22 protein-coding genes are annotated in these 22347 nt (G+C 36.5%); 11 read left to right on the forward strand and 11 right to left on the reverse strand.

The genetic code is table 11. The features are described 5' to 3' along the window. Nucleotides 1-13: 13 nt before the first annotated feature. Together G525_RS0102840 and G525_RS0102845 are read right to left on the reverse strand one after the other, a co-directional pair. Nucleotides 14-1159, reverse strand: a complete 1146-nt coding sequence (locus tag G525_RS0102840; RefSeq protein WP_027124807.1) for an ABC transporter substrate-binding protein — start codon at nucleotides 1157-1159, stop codon at nucleotides 14-16. Between the two features lie 363 nt (nucleotides 1160-1522). Further along, nucleotides 1523-2998 carry a S41 family peptidase gene (locus G525_RS0102845; protein WP_027124808.1) on the reverse strand — a complete coding sequence of 492 codons (1476 nt, stop codon included), beginning with the start codon at nucleotides 2996-2998 and terminating at the stop codon, nucleotides 1523-1525. A 154-nt stretch (nucleotides 2999-3152) separates the two neighbouring features. Between G525_RS0102845 and G525_RS0102850 the strand changes: the two genes are divergently transcribed. From G525_RS0102850 to G525_RS0102865, 4 genes are read left to right on the forward strand one after another with little or no spacing between them, the layout of a single operon-like run. After that, nucleotides 3153-3662: an RNA polymerase sigma factor gene (locus tag G525_RS0102850; protein WP_027124809.1), complete on the forward strand. Its 510-nt coding sequence runs from the start codon at nucleotides 3153-3155 to the stop codon at nucleotides 3660-3662. Beyond that, the gene (locus tag G525_RS0102855) at nucleotides 3649-4146 is read left to right on the forward strand and encodes a hypothetical protein (protein ID WP_027124810.1); all 498 of its coding nucleotides are present in this window, start codon (nucleotides 3649-3651) and stop codon (nucleotides 4144-4146) included. Before G525_RS0102850 ends, G525_RS0102855 begins: the two co-directional genes overlap by 14 nt. A gap of 19 nt (nucleotides 4147-4165) precedes the next feature. Next, entirely contained in the window at nucleotides 4166-4792 is a 627-nt protein-coding gene (locus tag G525_RS20060) for a DUF4252 domain-containing protein (RefSeq protein ID WP_051209708.1), read from the forward strand. A 2-nt stretch (nucleotides 4793-4794) separates the two neighbouring features. After that, nucleotides 4795-5340: a DUF4252 domain-containing protein gene (locus G525_RS0102865; RefSeq protein WP_027124812.1), complete on the forward strand. Its 546-nt coding sequence runs from the start codon at nucleotides 4795-4797 to the stop codon at nucleotides 5338-5340. Between the two features lie 246 nt (nucleotides 5341-5586). On the opposite strand, the gene purB is transcribed toward G525_RS0102865, so the two are convergent. Both purB and G525_RS0102880 read right to left on the reverse strand, forming a co-directional pair. After that, entirely contained in the window at nucleotides 5587-6930 is a 1344-nt protein-coding gene (purB, locus tag G525_RS0102875) for an adenylosuccinate lyase (RefSeq protein WP_027124814.1), read from the reverse strand. A gap of 217 nt (nucleotides 6931-7147) precedes the next feature. Continuing rightward, the gene (locus tag G525_RS0102880) at nucleotides 7148-7714 is read right to left on the reverse strand and encodes a hypothetical protein (protein ID WP_027124815.1); all 567 of its coding nucleotides are present in this window, start codon (nucleotides 7712-7714) and stop codon (nucleotides 7148-7150) included. Nucleotides 7715-7749: 35 nt separating this feature from the next. On the opposite strand from G525_RS0102880, the gene G525_RS0102885 reads away from it, so the two are divergent. Then, a complete protein-coding gene (locus G525_RS0102885; RefSeq protein WP_027124816.1) occupies nucleotides 7750-8223 on the forward strand; it encodes a heme-binding domain-containing protein in 474 nt (157 codons plus the stop codon). Between the two features lie 71 nt (nucleotides 8224-8294). Next, nucleotides 8295-9527: a glycosyltransferase gene (locus tag G525_RS0102890; RefSeq protein ID WP_027124817.1), complete on the forward strand. Its 1233-nt coding sequence runs from the start codon at nucleotides 8295-8297 to the stop codon at nucleotides 9525-9527. 24 nt (nucleotides 9528-9551) lie between these two features. On the opposite strand, the gene G525_RS0102895 is transcribed toward G525_RS0102890, so the two are convergent. Together G525_RS0102895 and egtB are read right to left on the reverse strand one after the other, a co-directional pair. Then, a complete protein-coding gene (locus tag G525_RS0102895; RefSeq protein WP_027124818.1) occupies nucleotides 9552-10499 on the reverse strand; it encodes an L-histidine N(alpha)-methyltransferase in 948 nt (315 codons plus the stop codon). Between the two features lie 3 nt (nucleotides 10500-10502). Next, nucleotides 10503-11651, reverse strand: coding sequence for an ergothioneine biosynthesis protein EgtB (gene egtB, locus G525_RS0102900; protein WP_027124819.1), 1149 nt, complete (start codon nucleotides 11649-11651; stop codon nucleotides 10503-10505). Between the two features lie 303 nt (nucleotides 11652-11954). On the opposite strand from egtB, the gene G525_RS0102905 reads away from it, so the two are divergent. From G525_RS0102905 to G525_RS0102915, 3 genes are all read left to right on the forward strand, one after another. After that, the gene (locus G525_RS0102905; RefSeq protein WP_027124820.1) at nucleotides 11955-13592 is read left to right on the forward strand and encodes an ABC-F family ATP-binding cassette domain-containing protein; all 1638 of its coding nucleotides are present in this window, start codon (nucleotides 11955-11957) and stop codon (nucleotides 13590-13592) included. A 132-nt stretch (nucleotides 13593-13724) separates the two neighbouring features. Beyond that, nucleotides 13725-14462, forward strand: coding sequence for a phosphatase PAP2 family protein (locus G525_RS0102910; protein WP_027124821.1), 738 nt, complete (start codon nucleotides 13725-13727; stop codon nucleotides 14460-14462). Between the two features lie 117 nt (nucleotides 14463-14579). After that, on the forward strand, nucleotides 14580-15143 hold the full coding sequence (locus G525_RS0102915) for a DUF4256 domain-containing protein (RefSeq protein ID WP_027124822.1): 564 nt from the start codon (nucleotides 14580-14582) through the stop codon (nucleotides 15141-15143). 185 nt (nucleotides 15144-15328) lie between these two features. Here G525_RS0102915 and G525_RS0102920 read toward each other — a convergent pair whose 3' ends face one another. Beyond that, entirely contained in the window at nucleotides 15329-16003 is a 675-nt protein-coding gene (locus G525_RS0102920; RefSeq protein WP_027124823.1) for an SIR2 family NAD-dependent protein deacylase, read from the reverse strand. Between the two features lie 396 nt (nucleotides 16004-16399). On the opposite strand from G525_RS0102920, the gene G525_RS0102925 reads away from it, so the two are divergent. Further along, nucleotides 16400-17062 carry a TrmH family RNA methyltransferase gene (locus tag G525_RS0102925; RefSeq protein WP_027124824.1) on the forward strand — a complete coding sequence of 221 codons (663 nt, stop codon included), beginning with the start codon at nucleotides 16400-16402 and terminating at the stop codon, nucleotides 17060-17062. Here the strand turns inward: G525_RS0102925 and G525_RS0102930 are convergent. The 3 genes from G525_RS0102930 to G525_RS0102940 all read right to left on the reverse strand — a co-directional run bounded on the left by G525_RS0102930 (nucleotide 17059) and on the right by G525_RS0102940 (nucleotide 20886). Continuing rightward, complete coding sequence (locus G525_RS0102930) at nucleotides 17059-17835, reverse strand: carboxypeptidase-like regulatory domain-containing protein (protein WP_027124825.1); 777 nt, start codon at nucleotides 17833-17835, stop codon at nucleotides 17059-17061. The two genes, G525_RS0102925 and G525_RS0102930, sit on opposite strands and share 4 nt — an antisense overlap. 409 nt (nucleotides 17836-18244) lie before the next feature. After that, entirely contained in the window at nucleotides 18245-20137 is a 1893-nt protein-coding gene (locus tag G525_RS0102935; protein ID WP_027124826.1) for a DEAD/DEAH box helicase, read from the reverse strand. 173 nt (nucleotides 20138-20310) lie between these two features. After that, a complete protein-coding gene (locus tag G525_RS0102940) occupies nucleotides 20311-20886 on the reverse strand; it encodes a non-canonical purine NTP diphosphatase (protein WP_027124827.1) in 576 nt (191 codons plus the stop codon). 526 nt (nucleotides 20887-21412) lie between these two features. Here G525_RS0102940 and G525_RS0102945 point away from each other — a divergent pair. Then, a complete protein-coding gene (locus tag G525_RS0102945) occupies nucleotides 21413-21712 on the forward strand; it encodes an HPF/RaiA family ribosome-associated protein (RefSeq protein WP_027124828.1) in 300 nt (99 codons plus the stop codon). A 73-nt stretch (nucleotides 21713-21785) separates the two neighbouring features. Here G525_RS0102945 and rlmH read toward each other — a convergent pair whose 3' ends face one another. Then, nucleotides 21786-22259 (reverse strand): 23S rRNA (pseudouridine(1915)-N(3))-methyltransferase RlmH, encoded by a 474-nt coding sequence (rlmH, locus tag G525_RS0102950; protein WP_027124829.1) that lies wholly within the window; start codon nucleotides 22257-22259, stop codon nucleotides 21786-21788. Nucleotides 22260-22347 lie beyond the last annotated feature (88 nt).

The following is a 22347-nucleotide window of genomic DNA, read 5'->3' on the forward strand; positions in this document are numbered from 1 at the left end:
TGAACTAAATGGATTATTTCAAACGTTCAAAAAAATAAGCTTCATAACCTTCCAACAATTCAGGATGGGCGATTTTAATTAAATCTTTTAAAACCAAATCTGGTCGGGACATGCCCATTTCAAAATATAATACACCACCCGTTTTGCCTGTAGTATTCACAAATGAGTACACCTCCTTATTTTGGAAAGCTTTGAACTTGGTATAATGGGCGTTTGCTTTTTCGATAGCTTCTAAACTTGAATAATAAGATGGACTAATCCAAATATCGGCGTCTTTGGCCTTATCAAAAACCTTCTCAAAATTGAGAGAAAGACTGCCTTTGTCTGTTGTTTCGCTCCATAGGTAATTGGTGTTCGCATCTTTTAGAAGAATGCCTTCAGAACTGGTCCCACTTGGTAAATACCATATATCCTTATACATAGCACCACTCAATATAGTTGGTTTTTGAGTTACATTTTGGGCAATCTTTTTGGCATCTAAATAATTGGTTTCAATTGATCTAAAAATAGAATCGGCTTTCTTTTCTTTATTGTAGAGAACTCCAAAAAACTTGAGCCATTCTGCTTTTGCCAATGGCGAAGCTTCTACCCAGTCCCCATTAAATACCACAGGGATTCCCGCTTTTTGTATATTGTCAAAGGTTTTGTTGTTACCATCAATTCCAAAGCCAATCACCAAATCAGGTCTTAATTCCAAAAGGACTTCGGTATTGATGCTTTCATTTTTGCCCAATTCCCTTACGGCACCTTTATCAATAAGGGCTCTTGTTTTTTCAGAAGACACATATTTTGAATCCGGAAAACCGACCAGAGTGTTCTCCACATTTAACAATTCTAACCCTGGAATATGAGTAGTGGAAGTGACCACTATGTTTTCAATTGGAGTGATCAAAATACCGTCAAAATCATCCTTATTTAAAGTGATTTTAGCAGCCATTTCTTTGTTGACCAACGCATATCGAAAACTCTTATCGGATTTTGGCCATGGATTATTTATTTCCAAAACTTTAAAATCCTGATACTCTTGGATTGTAAAACCTTTAGCATAGGAAATTGAGGTGTTTGTGGTGGTTATAGTTGGCAATTGAGGCGTCGGTTTTTTATCTTCTTTACAGTTTAAAAGAACCAGATACACTAATAAAATTGAGAGTTTTTTCAAAACATTTATTTTTCACCTCAAAAATAGGATTATTTAATTGAATATATAACCCCTCCTAGGTTTTTAAACCGGTGCAGTCTGCAAGTATTATGAGCTATGGGATATCGACAATCGTATGCTATATTCTTGAGAACATGTCCTATTTTATATTACTTTCTGCTTATAGCAGTGGTTGCTCTGGAACTCTAAATGTTGGCCATATGGCTGGACTCAAAAAAAAAGCCGCTCTACAGCGGCTTTTAGCATATTTAAAAATTAGTATTCCAACACTTTCGGATTTGCGAAATCTTAAAATTGAACTTTCGCGCTATTGTAAAGGTCACTTTCTCCGTTCCACAATGCGTTAATATTCATCGTAGATATTTATTGAAATTTTCTAAAAACAGAAATGTTTTCATCCAGATCAATATACATTTCATTATCCGATATTTTCAGATCAACATGGTCTTTAATTGGTGCTGGATTTCTATCAATTGAAGGGAATGCGCGTCCACTGCCCGTAATATCAGCAATAGCTTTTGCTAGAAAAGGCTCTGTTGTTTCTCCTAAAGTGCCAAGATTATTTACAGATTCTCTCATTCTGAACTGCTCCATATCATTTAACAAACCATTTGGTGGTACACGGACATCATTTTTATTTACAGAGAGGGCCACTAAAGGTTGCAGTGCATAGGTATGTCTAGGATTTGCGTTTTGACGCGTAAAATTATCAGAGTCATATAGCGTAACAGAAGCTTGGGATTTCCCAGTTGTTCTATCCCCAATTTGGACAACCGTAATATAAGGAGCGAGACTGTTAATAATCAGCTCGCTGGCCGAAGCTGTGCGGTTGGTAGTCAATACATAAACTTTATCCAAATTTAGCGAATTGATTGCACCACCGGAATTGGCGTCATTATTTTTAAAATTGTACAGAGTGTTTTCGGCTTGTAAATTTTCATTCCAAACAAGCTTAGAAAAAACCTCGCCATTAAATTGACCGGTAATCATACTGCCTAAAAGTGCAGCTGTATTTACAGATCCACCGCCATTATATCTTAAATCTAACACCAAATGCTGTACGCCAGCCGATTTAAATTGACCGAAAGCTTCATTTAATTGAGCGTCATAATTACTCGTAAAACTAGTATACATTAAATAACCAATTTTAGAACCGTTAATATCCAATACTTTGGAGGTGTGAACAGGATTTTCAGTATACGGTTTCTTGGTCAATGTTGCTGATTCTGAAGTTGAGTCAACACTATCATCATCTTGATCTGCGGTTCCATTGCTATTATAGTTGGCAAAATTTATCGTATAAGTATCATTACTTAACAAATCGTTGAAATTCTCAACCGTCATCGGAACGCCATCAATAGCGTTAAACGCCTGTCCGCGCTTTAAACCAGCGGCGCTTGCTTCACTATCGTTCAATACCAAACGGATAACACCAAACACTTTGCTATCACTTCCAGGCTGATAATAATAGTTAGACTCTAAACCATTGCTCTTGAAAACACCTTGAAACTGCTGCTCTAAGGCAATATAGTCTGGGGTTATAAAGCTAAAACGGTCAACGACTTCTCTTTGAAAAATGAGACTTTCAAACAAATCTTCTGGTTCCTCAAATCCGTTGATATAGGTAGTATAAGCCTCATCTGTTGCAAATCGGTCATCTGCTAAGTTTGGAATTTCGGCCTTGTAGAGATAAAAAATATTCATTGCGGTCCAGACAAAATCATTGACTTCATCTTTAACGACTGCTGGAGGCGCAGGGTCGTCGTCTTTATCTTTTGAACAGCTTACATTTAAGCTAAATACAACAAGTGCAAAAAGGGCAAATTTTAAAACTTTCATTGGGCTTTTATTTTATTTACAATTTATTGGTCGGTAATTTAACTCGAAATTTCCTTACATTATTATAAAATCAAAATTATTTGTAACAAAATAGAATCTGCTCCGTCGTAAAGATAGAAACAGGTTTAACTCACTTGTTGTAAAACTAACCATAATGACACAGACTGATTTCGTAAAATTAGTATTGCCTTTTAAGGATAAGATCTATCGACTTGCAAAAAGACTTTTGGTTTCAAATGAAGAGGCTGAGGATGCTACACAGGAGATTTTAATAAAGTTATGGAACAACAAGAAAAAGATTGAAGATTATAGAAATGTTGAAGCTTTTTCAATGACGATGACCAAGAATTTATGTTTGGATCGGTTAAAATCAAAACAGGCCCAAAACTTAAAGATTGTCCATAGTAATTATGAAGATCATAACATTTCCTTACAGAAACAAGTTGAACTTAACGATAGCCTCAATTGGGTTTCTAAGATTATGGAGGAGTTGCCAGAACAACAAAAAATAATTGTACAGCTCAGGGATGTTGAAGACTATGAGTTTGATGAGATTGCGAAGGTTTTGGAAATGAACGAAACCGCAGTAAGAGTGGCTCTATCAAGAGCAAGAAAGACAATACGAGAAAAATTGACTAATAAACATAATTATGGCATTAGATAATATAGAACAACTTTTAGAAAAGTATGATAACGCTGAAACAACTTTGGCCGAAGAAGCCAAAATAAGAGCCTATTTTTCTAGAGAGAATGTGCCTGCACATTTAGAATCTTATAAGTTATTGTTTCAATATGTGAAACACACAAAACAAGAACAGTTTACCAAAGACGTTCCATTACAACCTAAACGTACAAAAATGTACCAGTGGATTTCTGTCGCAGCGATTGCAGTTCTTATGGTAGGAGGCTATTTTCAAGTGCATCAAATGAATCAAAAAACCACTTTGGACGATTTGAGTCATGAACAATTGATGGCCTATAACCAAACTATTGAAGTCTTTAGCTTAGTGTCCTCAAAATTTAATAAAGGCACTGACAATTTAGAGGCTTTGAGTTTAGTGTCCTCCAAATTGAATGAAGGTGCTGAAAACCTAAGCTATATCAAAGAATTTAACAAAGCAACAAACAAAATTATTAAAAGCGAATAACCTAATAAATAAAGAAATTATGAAAAATTTAAAAAACCTTCAGGCATATCTTCAAACTAAGACTGACCTGAGTAAAAAGACAGTTGTTTTATTGGCCATTATGATTGCGCCAATGGTATCATTTGGACAAAGCTTTTTTGATAAATATGAATCTATGAAGGGTGTTACATCCGGTGTGATCAGTCAAAAAATGTTTAAAATGATTGCCACTATTGATGTGGATCTTGAAGATCCGGAAGCTCAAGGCTTTTTGGATATGGTCAAGAAAATTGAGAGTATTAAGGTGTTGAGTACTGGTGATGTAGGGATTTCAAAAAGCATGGCGGCAGATACTGAGAAATATATTGGTAGTTCAAAATTAGACGAATTGATGCGCTTTAAAGATGGAAACCAGTCGGTGAAATTTTATGTCAAAGAAGGTCGCGATGAAAATCATGTCAAAGAATTGTTGATGTATGTCAATGGTTTGAAAGAATTGACCAAAGATGCCAATATCGAAATCAATGGCGAAAAGAGAGAACTCGAAACTATTGTCGTCTCCATCATTGGTGATGTTGATTTGAGAGAGATTTCTAAGATCACAAGTAAAATGAACGTTCCAGGTGGTGAGCATCTTGAAAAAGCGGGAAAAGGTAAAAAACAATAATTATGATCTCATTAGTCAAAAATTTTATAGGAATGGTGCTCTTGGTGGTAACGTTAAACAGTTGCAATCAAGGGCCATCCTTACAGAGTTATTATGTTGACAAGCAGGAGCAGCCTAACTTTCTTTCGGTAGATGTGCCACTTAGCATGTTAAATATTGATCCAGAACATCTGACTCAAGACCAGCAGGATGCCTATAAATCCATTCAAAAACTGAATCTGTTGGCTTATAGGATGAAATCGGAAAACCTTATAGAATATGAAGCTGAAATGGCCAAGGTAAATACCATCTTAGCTCATCCTAAATATGAAGAATTGATGCGAGGTGGTAATCCGGAAGATGGAAAATTTGTCATCAAAATTTTGGGAAAGGAAGATGACGTTGAAGAGTTTATTTTATTTGGAACTATTGAAAATAAAGGTTTTGCTATTGTCAGGATTTTGGGAAATGATATGAGTCCTGATAAAATCATGACTTTAGCATCTGCATTGGATAAAGCAAATATTAACGAATCACAACTCGGCCAATTTACTGAATTTTTTAAATAATAGATTTTTGGATAAGCCTAAATTGAGGAATTCATAGGAAAAATCACCCAAGAGTGTTTAAACTTTTGGGTGATTTTCATTTTGATATAATTTGAAAAACATATATAAGACTACGCTAATGAAACTTGCAAACAGTAGATATTTTATTACAAAATTATCAAGCACGTCAAAAACTCCAGCAACAAAAAAGCCGGAAGAAATGATTATTGTCAGTGCACGTCCTATATAATCTATGCGGGTCATCTTCTATATTCCAGTGTAATTACTTGGTGTAATTTGTTTCAGTTCTTCCTTTATAGCGTTAGAAACTTCTAAAGTGTTAATGAAGTCTGCAATTGACTTTTGATTGATCTTGGTATTGGTTCGTGTCAAGCCTTTTAAAGCTTCATACGGATTTGGATAGGCTTCTCTTCTTAAAATAGTTTGGATGGCTTCGGCTACTACAGCCCAATTGTTTTCTAAGTCTTCCTGAAATTTTGGCTCGTTCAATACCAACTTGTCCAATCCTTTTAAAGTGCTCTTAAAAGCGATCAAAGTATGTCCAAAAGGCACGCCAACGTTTCTTAATACCGTACTATCGGTCAAATCCCGCTGCAATCGTGAAATAGGGAGTTTTGCTGATAAATGTTCAAAAATAGCATTGGCGATTCCTAAATTCCCTTCACTGTTTTCAAAATCGATAGGATTGACTTTGTGTGGCATGGCACTACTGCCAACTTCACCTTCTTTAATTTTTTGTTTAAAATAATCCATGGAGACATAGGTCCAGATATCTCTATCCAAATCTATGAGAATGGTATTGATGCGTTTGAGCGCATCAAACAATGCCGCCATATGGTCATAATGTTCAATTTGCGTGGTAGGGAAGGAGTGCTGCAAGCCTAATTTTTCTTGAACAAATTCGGTTCCAAAAGCTTTCCATTCAATAGTTGGGTAAGCAACTTTATGCGCATTGAAATTTCCGGTGGCGCCACCAAATTTTGCGGCACTAGGAATGTCATTCAGTAAATTGAATTGCTCTTCCAAACGCACAGCAAATACTTCAATTTCTTTACCCAATCGTGTAGGTGATGCGGGTTGCCCATGGGTACGTGCCAACATTGGGATATTTGCCCATTCTTTTGAAAGCTCTTTAAGTTTTTTGACAACATTCATGTACTCAGGCACATAAACGTCATTCATCGCTTCCTTAATACTCAAAGGAACTGCAGTATTGTTGATGTCTTGAGAGGTCAGTCCAAAATGGATAAATTCTTTGTAAGCATTTAAATTGAGCTTGTCGAATTTCGCTTTTATAAAATATTCAACCGCTTTAACATCATGGTTTGTGACCTTTTCAATGTCCTTGATTTCTAATGCATCTTCTGTTGAAAACTGAGTATAAATAGCTCTTAGGTTCTCAAATTTTGAAGTATCAAAATCTTTTAATTGAGGCAATGGAATTTCGCATAAGGCAATAAAATACTCGATTTCTACTTGTACTCGATATTTAATGAGTGCTTCCTCAGAAAAATAATTGGCTAAACTGTTGATTTTATTTCTGTATCTCCCATCAATTGGAGAAATGGCATTTAAAGTGGATAAGGACATTGATTGTGTTATTTGGTTGTGTTAAAAAGAAGTTGTAAAGATAGTAAAGTTAGTGAGAAGTAAGAAGCCAGAAGCTTGAAGTATCTTTGAATAAAACGTATGAAAAGTGGATTTATCCGAAATCTTGATGTTTGGGTTGATTCTAAATTTTGAGATAACATATATAGCATGGTCTCATGACCTTATGACCTTTGTTTTGGTTTCCGTGCTTTCTCCTTCAAACTTGTCTTATCTTATTCAAAATATGACGTGCGCGTGCTTTAAATCCAGAACTTTGCATCTGAAAATCTCGTTCTAAAAGGATTGCCAATTCTGGGTGGATCCAATCAAAGTCTTTTCCAAAAAGATAGAGTGCATTCATGGCATATGCTTTAGGAGCAATTTTTCCATCATTGATCAACCAATCAAAACAAACCTCAATAATCCGCTCCTGATGCGTGTGGGTCAAAACATCTTGGAGGCTATTTGTGGTTTTTGAATAATAGGCTTTACTTAAATATTCACAAATTTTGGCAACCGGTCGCACGGCGGAATCTAAATGAACATTATGCACGTGTTCAGTAAATTGATCTAAATGCGGAATAATACTTTCAAGTTTTTGGCCGCACATAAATTCCAGAACCCAAGCGGCCCTACACGAAATTAGGTCATCTACCATAAAAAGGATGTCCAGTAAATCAGGAATCAATTCGCGTTGCGAGAGAATTAAATTCGCATATTTTAATCTGTTGGCACGTGAGTGGCTCACATAGTTTAATTCAGCATAAAGTTGGTCGGTAGTCACCAGTTTTCTTACTTTTATGCCTAAAACTAATCAAAATGAAGATTCTAAAAAAACTATTGCTTTTATTCCTGATCATTTTTATAGGGGCACAATTTTTTGGCCCTGAAAAAAATCTGGGAGATCTATCCTCTGTGGAGCCATTTTTTAGTGATACAAATCCGTCAAAAGAGGTGGAAGCTATTCTTAAAGAAAGCTGCCTAGATTGTCATAGTGATGTGACGCGTTATCCTTGGTATAATAAAATAACACCCATAAATTATTGGTTGGCAGACCATGTTGCTGATGGAAAGAAACATTTTGATATGTCCGCTTGGGATGGGTATTCGATAAAAAAGAAAGACCATAAGTTTGAAGAGCTTATTGAAATGGTAGAACAAAAAGAAATGCCATTAGAATCTTATACATTTACACACAAAGAAGCGAATTTGACCGATGCCCAAATAGCTGCGGTTGTAGATTGGGGTAAAAAAGTGAGACTGAAATACAGCTTGGGACCGAGACCACAGTAAACATCCAAATTCCCTGTCTGCCGAGAGGCAGGCAAATTCCAGATTTTTAGTTTCAAGCTCCGATGTATTCTATGAAAAATAAATTACTTATCATTGGTCATGTATGGCCTGAACCCAGAAGTTCTGCAGCAGGGACCAGGATGATGCAACTCATAAAGGTCTTTCAAAAGAAGGATTACGAAATCATTTTTGCGAGTACCTGTGCCAAGAGTGCGAATGCTTTTGATCTTTCTGAAATTGGTGTTGTGCAGGCCAATATTGAGATGAACCATTCTAGTTTTGACCAATTTGTCAAGAGCTATCATCCAGATGTGGTACTTTTTGATCGGTTTATGACCGAAGAACAATTTGGATGGCGCGTCGCAGAAAATTGTCCAAATGCTTTAAGAGTCCTCGATACTGAAGATTTGCACTGTTTGCGAAAGGGGAGACATCAAGCGTTTAAAGATGGAAATGAATTTGATAAATCTTATCTGTTCAATGACTTTTCAAAACGTGAGATGGCGAGTATTTATAGATCTGATCTGAGTCTGATTATTTCAGAAGTGGAAATGGCTATTTTAAAGACTGATTTCAGAATCCCTCATAATCTCTTGTTTTATCTACCGTTCCAACTCGATCTGATTTCTGATCAAGAGATGTCTAAACTTCCCGAATATAAAAATCGAGCGCATTTTATAACCATCGGAAATTTTTTGCATGAGCCTAATTATAATTCCATTTTATATTTGAAAGAATCAATTTGGCCATTGCTCAGAGCGCATTTGCCTAATGCTGAATTGCATGTTTATGGTGCTTATGCCTCTCAAAAAGTAAATCAGTTACAGGATGTTAAAAGTGGGATTTTAATTAAAGGTTTCGCTACTGATGTGAACACGGTCATGGCCAACTCACGAGTGTGCTTGGCACCATTGCGCTTTGGTGCAGGACTTAAAGGAAAGCTTATTGATGCCATGAACAATGGAACACCTTGTATAATGACCTCTATTGCTGCCGAAGGGATGTTTGGAGAAATGCAACCGAATGGTTTTATAGAAAATACACCAGAATTATTTGCAGAAAAAGCGGCGTTACTATACCGTAACGCGGCTATTTGGAACGACAAGCAGGATTTTGGATTTAGAATTCTCAACGAGAGATTCGATAAAGCGATTTTTCAAAATCGATTTTTTACCACAATCAAAAATACCATTCAGCAGCTTCAAAACCATCGCCATAATAACTTCACCGGTGAAATGTTGCAGCACCATACACTTCAATCTACCAAGTATATGGCTAAATGGATTGAGGAAAAGAATAAATAATACTAATGGGGTAACCGCAACAGATTAAATTTTCATAAGTATATAATCCGCAAAAAGATCTTTCGAGTCTGTCAGTCGGCCAGTAATCTTTAGGGCTGAGCCTTGCAAAATTCCGTTCAAAATCTGGTCGTTATATTTTCTGCTGGTTTCCATGTGAATTTTTTCACCTTTTTTAAAGGTGAAAGTTTTTTCTAAACTATTAATAGTCACGGTTTGATCTTTTGTACTTACCAAAAAACTTCTGGCAATACCTTCGTCTTCGTTGTATTCTGGTTGGTGCTCAAAAGTCTCGATATCAAAATTGGCATCCAATTCTTTATTGATTCGTGCTAATAAATTCAGATTGAAGCGCTTAGTTATGCCCTGTGCGTCATTATAGGCAGGAAGAACAACGGATTTTGGCTTTATCAAATCCACACCCAATACAACTTTATCTCCTATTTTTAAATTCTTATCTAATTTCTGAATAAATTCCTTTGCCCTTGCATCGGGAAGATTTCCAATATTTGAACCTAAAAATAAGACCACAATTGGATGTTCAGCGGTCTTTAAACTACCTAGCACGTCAAAATAATCACCTTGCTTTGGCTCGGTCTGAACTTTTGGTAATTCTTTGTTAATGGATGTCTTTAATTGCTTTAGTGCATTATCAGATATATCAATAGGTGCATATCTGAAGTCATAATTTAAGTCGTCTAGGGCCTTCAATAATTGCTTTGTTTTTGTACCATCCCCAGCACCTAATTCTACAAGTTCGAAAAATGTGGTTTTATCAAGTTTTAGAGCGTTTATGAGCTCTTTATTTTGATTTTTGAAAATATCAAGCTCCGCTTTAGTGAGATAATATTCTGGCATATTCATGATTTCGACGAACAGGGCGTCACCAATTTTATCATAGAAATATTTTGAAGATAGCGTTTTGTTTGAGGCACTCAAGCCAGCGTTGATGTCTTTCTGAAAGTTGTGGTTCATATATTATTTTGCGAGTCTGATTCCTGAAAATTGCCATTGGGCGTGGGGATGGAAGAAATTTCTATAGGTGTGACGGCTATGGCCAGGTGCGGTTGCATTGGATGCACCACGCAACACCATCTGATTGATCATGAATTTGCCATTGTATTCGCCTACGGCTCCTTTGGCCGTTTGAAATTTAGGATAAGGCAAGTAGGCACTATTGGTCCATTCCCAATGCGTACCCCAATTTAATTGATTTGAGGCGACTTCCCATTCAAATTCTGTAGGCAATCGACAACCTTTCCATTGCGCATAGGCTGAGGCTTCATAAAATGAAATATGGGTCAAGACAGCATTCTTGTTGATGCTTTCTAAACCAGACAACGTATAATGGTGCCATTGCCTATTCGATTTTTTCCAATATAAGGGATGTTCTATTTTATTATCGTTGATCCAAAACCAACCTTCATCCAACCAATATTTGGGTTGTTTGTAGCCATCATCGTTTATAAATGCCATAAAATCACCATAAGTGACAAGGCCGTTTGAAATTTCAAAGGATTCCAAAAACACGCGATGCACGCCCAATTCGTTGTCAAAACAAAAATCATCGCTGGCATGACCAATGGTATAAATACCTTCATCAATGTTTAACCAATCTTCATTTTTATTAAAATGATTGACATAATTTTGATCATAAAGTTTTGGGTACAATGGGTTCAGTGCTAACGTATATTTGATATCTGAAAGCAATAATTCTTGATGTTGCTGCTCGTGATTGATTCCTAAAATGGTTAAGGATATGACGTTTTCATCAGTAGTTGATTCCAATAATTTTATCATCGCTTTATCCACATAAGTGCGAAAATCGTAAACGGCCTCAATTTTTGGGCGGGTCAACAAACCTCTGTTATCCCGTTCAATCCGTTCTCCAATGCTGTTGTAATAACTATTAAATAAAAACCCAAAATCCTTATTAAAAACCTTATGCTTAGGCACGTAATTTTTTAAAATCATCTCTTCAAAAAACCAGGATACGTGGGCGATGTGCCATTTGGGAGGACTTGAGAAAATTGCAGATTGCGGCGTATAATCCTCAATCTGTAAAGGTTTACAAAGCGTTTCTGTGCGTTGACGGGTTTCGATGTATTTTTTAGTGAGTGAATTCATAGCAGTTCTAAAGATACTAAGGATTTTATGGATTTGAAATAAAAATCTTAATAGGGAACGTTTTTATTGCAAATGAGTTACAGGTTGGGGCATCTGGGATGAGTGGAGATGAGATTCGTTATAAGGTTATCGCAGCAGTATTTTGAAGTTCTTCGCAAAAACCTGCGAGAGCTGCGGGAGATTAATAAAAAGGAAGAGGTCTTTAGTTAGGAGTTAATTGAACTTCGGGCGTGTGAAGTTTGGAATTTAAATCTCAGCAGTTATCGAAATAAATTATAGTTTTGCCACTTTAAAATTAGATCTATGATTTCAGTCGATAATTTAGCTGTAGAATTTGGTGGGACTTCTTTATTTAGCGAGGTGTCTTTCACTATCAATGAAAATGATAAAATTGCCCTGATGGGAAAAAATGGTGCCGGTAAATCTACAATGATGAAAATTATTGCGGGCGAACAAAAGCCCTCCAAAGGCCACGTCCGTTTTCCAAAAGATGCGATCATTGCCTATTTGCCACAGCATTTGTTGACTGAAGATGCCTGTACAGTATTTGAAGAGGCTTCAAAAGCTTTTTCCCATGTATTTGAAATGCGGGATGAAATGGAGCAATTGAACACAGCTTTAGAAACCAGAACAGATTATGATTCTGATGACTACATGAAAATTATTCAGAAAGTATCAGATTTGGGTGAAAAATATTATGCTCTTGAAGATGTTAATTATGATGCTGAAGTGGAAAAGGCATTGGCGGGATTAGGCTTTAAGCGGGAAGATTTTACCAGAATGACCAGTGAGTTTAGTGGTGGATTTCGTATGCGTATTGAATTGGCAAAAATATTGTTGCAAAAGCCAGATTTGATTCTTTTGGATGAGCCTACCAATCATATTGACATTGAGTCGGTAATATGGCTCGAAGATTTCTTGCTCAACAAGGCGAATGCGGTGATGGTCATTTCTCACGATAAGGCTTTTATTGACAATATCACCAATAGAACGATTGAAGTGACCATGGGGCGTATTTATGATTATAAAGCCAATTACTCCCATTATCTACAATTGCGTGAAGACCGACGTTCTCATCAGATTAAAGCGTACCAGGAACAACAACGGTTTATTGCGGATAATATGGCATTTATTGAGCGTTTTAAAGGCACCTACTCCAAAACCAATCAAGTGAACTCACGAGAGAAGATGCTTGAAAAATTGGAAATTATTGAAGTGGATGATATTGATACGTCATCTTTGAAATTGAGATTTCCACCAGCACAACGTTCAGGAGATTATCCGGTAACTGTAAAAGATTTATCAAAATCCTATGGTGAGCATGTTGTGTTTAAAAACGCCAATATGTCTATTTCAAGAGGCGAAAAAGTCTCTTTTGTAGGCCGAAATGGTGAAGGAAAATCTACTATGATCAAAGCCATTATGGGAGAAATTGAAGTGGAAGGAAGTTGCCATTTGGGCCACAATGTTAAAGTAGGCTATTTTGCACAAAATCAAGCCTCACTTTTGGATGAAGGCTTGACAATTTTCCAGACCGTGGATGAAGTAGCACAAGGTGATGTCAGAACGCAAATTAAAAATATCCTTGGACGGTTTATGTTTAAGGGCGATGATATTGATAAGAAAGTAAGTGTGTTATCCGGTGGAGAAAAAACAAGATTGGCCATGGTAAAACTTTTGCTCGAACCTGTTAACTTATTGATTCTGGATGAGCCGACCAATCACTTGGATTTAAAGTCTAAGGACGTTTTAAAAGAAGCACTTTTAGATTTTGATGGCACCTTGATACTGGTATCTCATGATCGTGATTTTTTACAAGGTTTGTCACAAAAAGTTTTCGAATTTAAAGATCAAAGAGTTATTGAACATTTTGAGACGATAGATGATTTCTTGGTGAGAAACAGAATAGAGAATTTGAAAGAGATTGATTTAAAGAACTAATAGAGCGTTGGAAACGATCAGATAAATTTCATTTAGGCTCACTTCTTTAGATTTTTTTCGTTAAATTTTGCGCCTCAACACTAGTTTTTTAAATCTATACTTTTAGATTTTAATTTTGAACATCAAAAATTTATGAGAAAAGCCATTAGGCACTTCATTAGCAAGATAGGAGCTTTTTTAAGAGAGAAATTTCATCAATATGATGTCACACTGCCCTATATCATCACCGTAGTTATTGCCTTAATTGTTGTGATTGGTGGAATTAACTTATTTATTGAACTGACGGAAACGCTAAAGTCAGACCTACTGGCAGATTACGACCAAAAAATCACCGAATATGTAATAGCGCATCGGTCGCCCGCACTTACCAAATATTTTGTTTTTGTAACCCACGTGGGTGATATTTATGGCTATGCCATCGTTTTGGGTATATTTGCCTTCATGTCTATTTTCGTATATAAACGTTGGAAATATGCCGTGCAAATCGTTTTGGTTTTAGCGTTATCTGCCATTTCTAATCTTATTCTTAAAAGGTTCATAGACCGGGCAAGACCGGGAATTGAACACATGGTTTCAGTTGAAACATTAAGCTATCCTAGTGGGCATGCCATGAGTGCTATGGCATTTTATGGGTTTTTAATGTTTTTATTTTACAGATTTAAGATTCCTATCTTTTTAAAAATCACCGTCATTTTACTGTTGGCGGTACTTATTTTGAGCATCGGTCTTAGTCGTATTTACCTTGGTGTCCACTTTCCTTCGGATATTGCTGGTGGCTATATTGCCGGACTTATTTGGGTAATTTTTTGTGTGCTTTTATTTGATGTTATTGAAATATTTAGAAGAGATCCAAGTACACCTTCTATTTAGTAATACGGCAAAAGAAAAGCTTCATCACCAAAAAAATGTGAATACAAAGCCATTAAATTTTACGGAATAATTTAACTTCGTAGGAATGAATTGTTTCATCAGAATTCAGCTCTAGTTATGGTAAATCAGCGTACGTTATCCAAAGAACAATCTGAGTCTCTTCTTGAGGTTTTAAAAGCCCGCTTTGAAAATCACTCCAACCGACATAAGGATCTGGAATGGACTCCTATAGATAAGCGCTTAAAAACAAGTCCTAATAAACTGTGGTCGCTCAACGAAATGGAACGAACAGGAGGTGAGCCTGATGTTGTGGGCTATGAGCAATTGAACGATGTGTTTGTTTTTCAGGATTGTTCAGAAGAAAGCCCTAAAGGTCGCCGCAGTATTTGCTACGATCGTAAGGGACTCGAATCAATAAAGGAACATCCACCAAAACACACGGCTATTGATATGGCAGAGAAAATGGGCGTTGAAATTTTAACTGAAGAAGAGTATCGAGCACTACAGCAACTCGGTACTTTTGATTCCAAAACATCCAATTGGTTAAAAACGCCATCAGACATTAGGGCATTGGGAGGAGCTATTTTTGCTGATTTTAGATTTGGGCAGGTTTTTATATATCATAATGGTGCCCAATCTTATTATGCAGGACAAGGGTTTAGAGCTTCACTTAAAATTTAAGACGCTTAATTTTTTCAACAATAAAGCTTGAACTTTATTATATTATTAACGTGAGAGTCTTTTCGAATTAAATGTCATTTTAAATTGTGTAAAAAGTATCTCACTTTCTTTTTGGGGTAAGGGATGCGTTTTGACATTGAGTATCTTGAGTTCGACTTGAATTTCTGATTGTTTCAATTTCAACTTCATTCCAGCATCCCAATAACCTTTTTTACTCCCGTTGTCGCAGTTTCGGCAATAACCGTTAAGTCACCCCCACTTTCCATTGCAGGCTTAGGGTCTATATAATAAATAGGCGTTCCTTCTGGAACATAATGCATTAATCCAGCTGCGGGATAGACTTGCATGGACGTACCAATAATGATTAAAATATCGGCAGTAGCGCAAAGTTCCATGGCAGTTTCAATCATGGGCACTGCTTCCCCAAACCAAACAATATGTGGTCTGAGTTGATGTCCACTTGGACAGACATCTCCTAGTTTAATATCATCTTTATGTTCATAATAACTGAGCTCATCCATGACATTTCTGACTTTTAATAACTCGCCATGTAAATGGATCACCTTGGAACTTCCGGCACGTTCATGTAAATCGTCCACATTTTGAGTAATAATTGATACCTTATAATCCTTTTCTAGGCCTGCCAAATCAAGATGTGCAGCGTTAGGTTTTACGGTGAGCAACTGGCGTCTGCGCTGATTGTAAAAATCAAGAACAAGTTCAGGGTTGGCTCTAAATCCTTCAGGTGTCGCCACTTCCATTACATCATGACCTTCCCATAATCCGTCTGCATCCCTAAATGTTTTAATCCCACTTTCGGCACTGATGCCTGCGCCGGTTAATACTACAATATGTTTCATGTTTTTAGATTTTCTTTATTTATAGAATTTCTATGTGTTTATTAAATTGTCTTTTGTTTTAAGAACTCAAGGCATTAAATGTTCTTATTAAAAAATGTTTACTTCTTAAAGACCATCAAGATGTTTCGACAAGCTCAGCAATCCACGCTTTGCTCTTAGAATCAAGAATCAAGAATCAAGACTTGATTGTTACTTATTGACGAACCATTGTTTTTGAATTTATAACAGTTCAAAACCAAAGTTTTTATTCAGATGTTTCGCGATACAATTAGCAAGACTCTTTTTTTAAAACTTGACAATCCTAACTTTGCTATTTCTTTTTCGAACAACAATGCTTAAAAATAAGTGCTGATAAATGATGAACACAGTATCTTTGTTTAAATATAAACTTTTTTGATGACTCACCTCCAACTTTTAGAGCATTTAGAAACCTATCTTACCCCTGAGAGAAAAGCCCGCTTCGATACGGTGCTTCCAAACAGGACCAAGCATTTTACCGTGGCCACTGAAGATGTGTACCAATTGCATAACACGAGTGCAGTCATAAGAAGTTGTGATGTGTTTGGGATTCAGGAAGTGCATATTGTTGAAGAACGCAATTCCAAACGAATTGATAGGGAAATTGCGATGGGTTCCCAAAAGTGGGTGGATTTGAAACGATTTCATACCGTTAAGGATTGTATCAAAAGCTTAAAAGAAAATGGATACCAAATAGTGGCGACTACACCACATGAGAATGACCAAGTGCTTTCGGATTTTGACATTAGTAAAAAGTCCTGTTTCTTTTTTGGTAGGGAGACAGAAGGTTTGTCTCAAGATGTTTTGGAGAATGCAGATTGCTATTTAAAAATCCCGATGGTAGGTTTTACCGAGAGTTTGAATATTTCAGTTTCTGCAGCCATCATTTTACAGGACGTTACAAATAAATTACGACAGTCTAATGTGAATTGGCAGCTGACCAATCAGGAACAATTGGAAAAACGTTTTGATTGGATTTCAAAAACCTTAAAAAGTTATGATGATATTGTAGAGCGGTTTTATGAAAAGAAGAAAACCTAGTTGCTTCTATTTTTGCTTCTGCTCAATACTTTGTACTCTTCGTAACATTCGCTAATAGCGTCCAGAATCTGGAGGTCATTGGCCGTTTGAATGAATTCTTTGGAGTAATTGCATTGACTGACAATTTCATCCAAATCAACCCGGTCTACTTGTAATAAAACCATTAACATTTCACGATCAAAGCGAGAAGCCAGTAAATTTCTGATTTCATCGTCCTTTTTCATTTGTCTTAATTTACTCAGCTCATTGGGCTTCTTTCCAAACATGTTATATAGAAAGTCCGCTGGATTAAATATTGCTCCCAAAACTTTATTGACTGCTCCTGTATTGCTTCCTGCTTCATAGCCAGCTGTTGATAGGCCTGAAATGCTGTATCTGTAATTGGTTTTAACTGGCACTTGTTTGATATCAACTTCTAAAAAACCCGTAAGGCGTAATTGATTGACGACTACTTCTTCCAACGCCAGCGCTAGCTCTGTCATTTCAATCTTGGTTTCTCCAAATTTTAACCAGTCGTTCGTCACTCTTACTTTAATGGATTTATAACCCAAAAACGAAAAATGCAAAGTATCATTGGCATTGGCTTTAATCGTGAATTCGCCAAGATTGTTAGTAGTGGTCCCAATCACTTGATTTAAGTTGACAATGTTCACACTTTCCAAAGTTTCATTAGTACTCGTGCTGTATACCGCTCCTGATACAACGGTTGGTTCTTGTGCCAGACTCAGGGAGGAAATGAATAAAAAAGCAGTAAGTATTAGTAGGTGCCTCATTGGTTTATTTAAGCGATAAAAATAAGAAACAAAACTCAGAAACGGGTCGAAACACTGCAAAATTGATATAATATTAACTTTAAGGAATTGGGGTTGCGAGTTATGAGTTATGAGATAAGAGTGATGCTGAGCGTTTGTTTGGGCTAGCTTGTTGTAAAATCAAACAGCATGCTTTTGGGAGAATGATGGACAAAGTAGTTTTCATAAATGGAAAATCCTATGGTTTTTTGTGCTGAAAGTCAGTTTATGCTGCATCCATGGTGACAACATGTAATGAAATGACAAGCCGATAAAAACTAAAATAAAAAACGAAGCGGAAAGTTTTAATTTTCCGCTTCGTTAAATATATGATAACCTGAAATCATTCATAGATAAGTGGTCTATGCATTAATGATCAATGGACTTGTAACTAATCTTTACGTCGCGATTGTCTTGGTCTGGAAAAACTGGCTTCAGCTGGTCTCTCGCTTGCGCCAGAACGTCTGTCACGTCTATTTGGACCAGAGCTATCTCCAGAACGTCTTGGTCTAGAACTATCTGAACTTCTTCTGTCGCTTCTATTTCCTGACGATTTGAAATCACCGCCTGATCGTCTTTCACTACGTGGTTTAAAGTCGCCACCTGAGCGTCTTCCGCCGCCAGAACGTCTTTTGTTTCTACTAGTTCCGCCACCTTGGTCTTCACTAACTTCCACATTTACAAAACGACCATTATGTTTAAAGTCGGTGAAAAAAGCCAATACTTTTTCTTGTAATCCTTTTTCCGTATTAAAGAAAGAAAAACTTTCCTTAACATCAACTTTAAAGACATCATCTCTTCCAAGCTCAAGAATTTCCTTTAAGAAGTCCTTTAAACTCATCCAATCATAACCATCTTTCTTACCTACATTAATGAAAAAACGTGAAGAATCGTCATTGCCGCCAAAATCACGACCAAAGTCTCTTCCAGAATCAGTGTTTCTATCACTGCCACGAGAGTCAGCTACCGATAAGTTTTTCGATTTATTATAGTAATTAAAGAAGCGTGTGAATTCTACTGAAAAGAATTTTTTGATCAATTCATCTTTAGAAGTGTCTTCAAACAACTCATTAATACTGCTCAAATATTTTTCAATTTCAGGGTTGATTTCTGTCGTATGGATTTTATTGGCCAAAGACATTAATTGGACTTCGCAAATTTCCATCCCGTCAGGAATTTCTTTTTTATCGAAATTTTTATTAATGATGCGTTCAATACTTTTTATTTTACGCAATTCACTTTTTGAAACAATCACCATTGAAATACCGGTCTTTCCTGCACGACCAGTTCTACCAGAACGGTGTGTGTAAGTCTCAATTTCATCGGGCAGTTGGTAATTGATTACATGCGTAATGTTGTCAACATCAATTCCACGTGCGGCAACATCAGTAGCCACCAACATTTGGATTTGGTTCTTACGGAAGGAATTCATGACCATATCCCGTTGATTTTGGCTTAAATCACCGTGCAAGGCACCGGCACTATAGCCATCCTCAATCAATTGCTCCGCAACTTTTTGGGTATCGCGTTTCGTACGACAAAAAATCACAGAGAAAATGTCTGGATTTGCATCGGCCAAACGTTTTAAGGCCTGGTAACGGTCACGGGAATTCACTAAGTAATATTCGTGAGATACAGTATTGGTACTTTCATTTTTGTTGCCTACTGTAATTTCAACAGGCGAATGCATGAATTTTTTTGCAATGGCCGAAACTTCCTTTGGCATGGTTGCAGAAAACAACCAGGTGTTTTTGTCTTCAGGAGAATGTGATAGAATATCAGTAATATCCTCATAGAACCCCATATTCAACATTTCATCAGCTTCATCAAGAACTGCGTATTCAATTTTAGAAATGTCCACCATATTACGGTTGATCATGTCTTTCATACGCCCTGGAGTAGCAACAATAATTTGTGCGCCTCTTTTGACTTCTCTGGCTTGGTCACTAATGCTCGCACCACCATAAATAGCGGCTACGTTAAATCCCTTACAATATTTACCGTAATTTTTTAACTCGTTGGTAATCTGTAAACAAAGTTCACGGGTAGGAGAGAGAATTAATCCTTGGGTTGTTCTGCTTTCAATGTTGATCTTTTGTAACATTGGGAAGCCAAAAGCAGCAGTTTTACCTGTTCCGGTCTGTGCTAAAGCCACTAAATCTGTGTCTCTTTCTAATAAAATTGGAATTGCTTTTGCTTGGACATCACTTGGCGTAATAAAGCCAATATCAGTAATAGCCCGTAATAGGTCATCATTAAGACCTAAATCTTGGAATGTGCTCATTCGATTTAATATGTATTTGATTATGTTCTTTTGGTGTTACAATAGAAGCGAATCGACATACTTAACCTAAACTTCCAGTAACACATCCTCACCTTGAGGAAAAATTTCAAGGTGCAAAGGTACACTTTTATTTTTCACAAATCCTAATTGTTAAGCAATTGATTTGTAATCGTCTAAATATTATTTAAATAGGCAATGAGTTGATTTACAGCTTTTCCTCGGTGACCAATTCGATTTTTTTCTTCCAAAGTGATTTCAGCAAAGGTTTTATCATAGCCTTCCGCCTTAAAGATCGGGTCATAACCAAAACCTTTTTCTCCTTTTTTTTCTAAAGTGATGTCGCCTTTGCATGTTCCCGTAAAGAGTTGCTGCGAACCATGAAGTTCTAATGCAATAACGGTTTTAAATTGCGCTCTTCTAAGAGAGGTGTCTTTCAGGTTTAATAGGACTTTTTGAATATTGTCTTCTGAATTTCGCTGCTCACCTGCATAGCGTGCGGAATAGACGCCAGGTTCTCCGTTAAGCGCTTCAATTTCCAATCCCGTATCGTCAGCGAAACAATCGTATCCGTAGTGCTTTTTAATATACTCGGCTTTCTGGATGGCATTCCCTTCAATAGTGTCTTGAGTTTCAGGAACATCTTCAAAGCAGCTGATATCTTCTAAGCTCAACAGTTTAATGTCTTTTGGAATAAGACTTTGTACTTCCTTTAATTTGTTGCGATTGTTGGTAGCGAAAACGATTTGCATGATATAAGATTGATTGGTAAAATTAGTGTAATAATATTGAAATGTCCTAAGAGAGAATGGACTTTTATGGGGCAATAGGGATTATGGATTAGGAATAAGGATTAGCGATGTGAGAGATGAGAGGCGAGATGTGGAAATATGGGGCGTTATACTTTCAGAGTTATGAGTGCCATTTATTATTTAGAAAACGGTCTGCGAACATCTGCGGGATTTGCGGGAGATTTAAGGAATAGGTATTGGGCATTAGCTTGTAGGAAATTATGATTATAGAGTTTTCTATTTTCGAACTTTGACGAACAACGTTTAACTTCGCTTTTCTTTTCTGAATACCTGTATCGTGTGGGGGCGTACGGGAGGTTTGAACAGAAGTTGCTGAATTTGTACTCAAAAAATAGGAAACCTGAAACAGAAAGCCCAAAACAAGAAGCACCAATGAAGGCTAACTTTAAGCATATTTTATGATTATTATCAGGACCTCTTCCTTTTTAAACCCGTAATTTAGTCTCATAACATAAATACATTTATTATGACCATAAACATTCAATTCGTAAATTTAGATTATAGCGATTCACTTGCTGCACATACTACTGAAAGATTAAATAAAATGGCCGAAAAATACGATTGGCTGATCAGTGCCGATGTGTTTTTTAAAGAAGAAGGTAATGAGCCTGAAAAAGGTAAAATTTGTAATATAAAATTAAGCTTGCCAGGGCCACAAGTATTTGCGACTTCGGATGAGAAGAATTATGAAATGGCGGTAAAAGAAACCATTTCTGATTTAGAAATCCAATTAAAGAAGAGAAAACAAGCTTTTAAGACCTATTAGAAGAAAGGCACTAGGAGATGCAGTATTGGGCAAAGCTGAATTTTAATCTTTTGTTCAGACTAGAAGCTACTCTTTACCGGTGATGGTAAGGTTCATTTCTTAAAATAGTAAAAGCACGATACAACTGTTCAATCATAAACAGGCGGATCATCTGATGGGAAAATGTCATTTTAGATAACGATATTTTCCCATTTGCTTTTTCGTACATCTCTGGTGAAAATCCGTAAGGACCACCAATGACAAAAACCAATTGTTTAATGCCAGAATTCATGTGCTTTTGAAGCAGTTCTGAAAACCCGACGGAATCATATTGCTTCCCGTTTTCGTCCATTAAAATAAGAATATCAGTTGTACTGAGTTTTGATAAAATAAGCTCGCCTTCCTTTTGTTTTTGTTGTTCTTCACTCAGGTTCTTCGCTTTTTTCAGATCGGGAATCATCTCAAATTCGAATTTAATATAGAATCCCAAACGTTTTTGATAGTCATGAATGAGCAATTGTAATTGCTGGTTGTCGGTTTTGCCTATGGCGAGTAGTTTTATTTGCATGGCGTAAAATTACAAAATTGTCAGGATTCAGAATTTCAGATTTGGAATTTGAGTATTTCAATTATCAATTAGTATTTTTACATTAAAT

The sequence above is a fragment of the Gelidibacter mesophilus DSM 14095 genome (genome assembly GCF_000423005.1).
In the GTDB taxonomy this organism is placed as follows: Bacteria; Bacteroidota; Bacteroidia; order Flavobacteriales; family Flavobacteriaceae; genus Gelidibacter; species Gelidibacter mesophilus.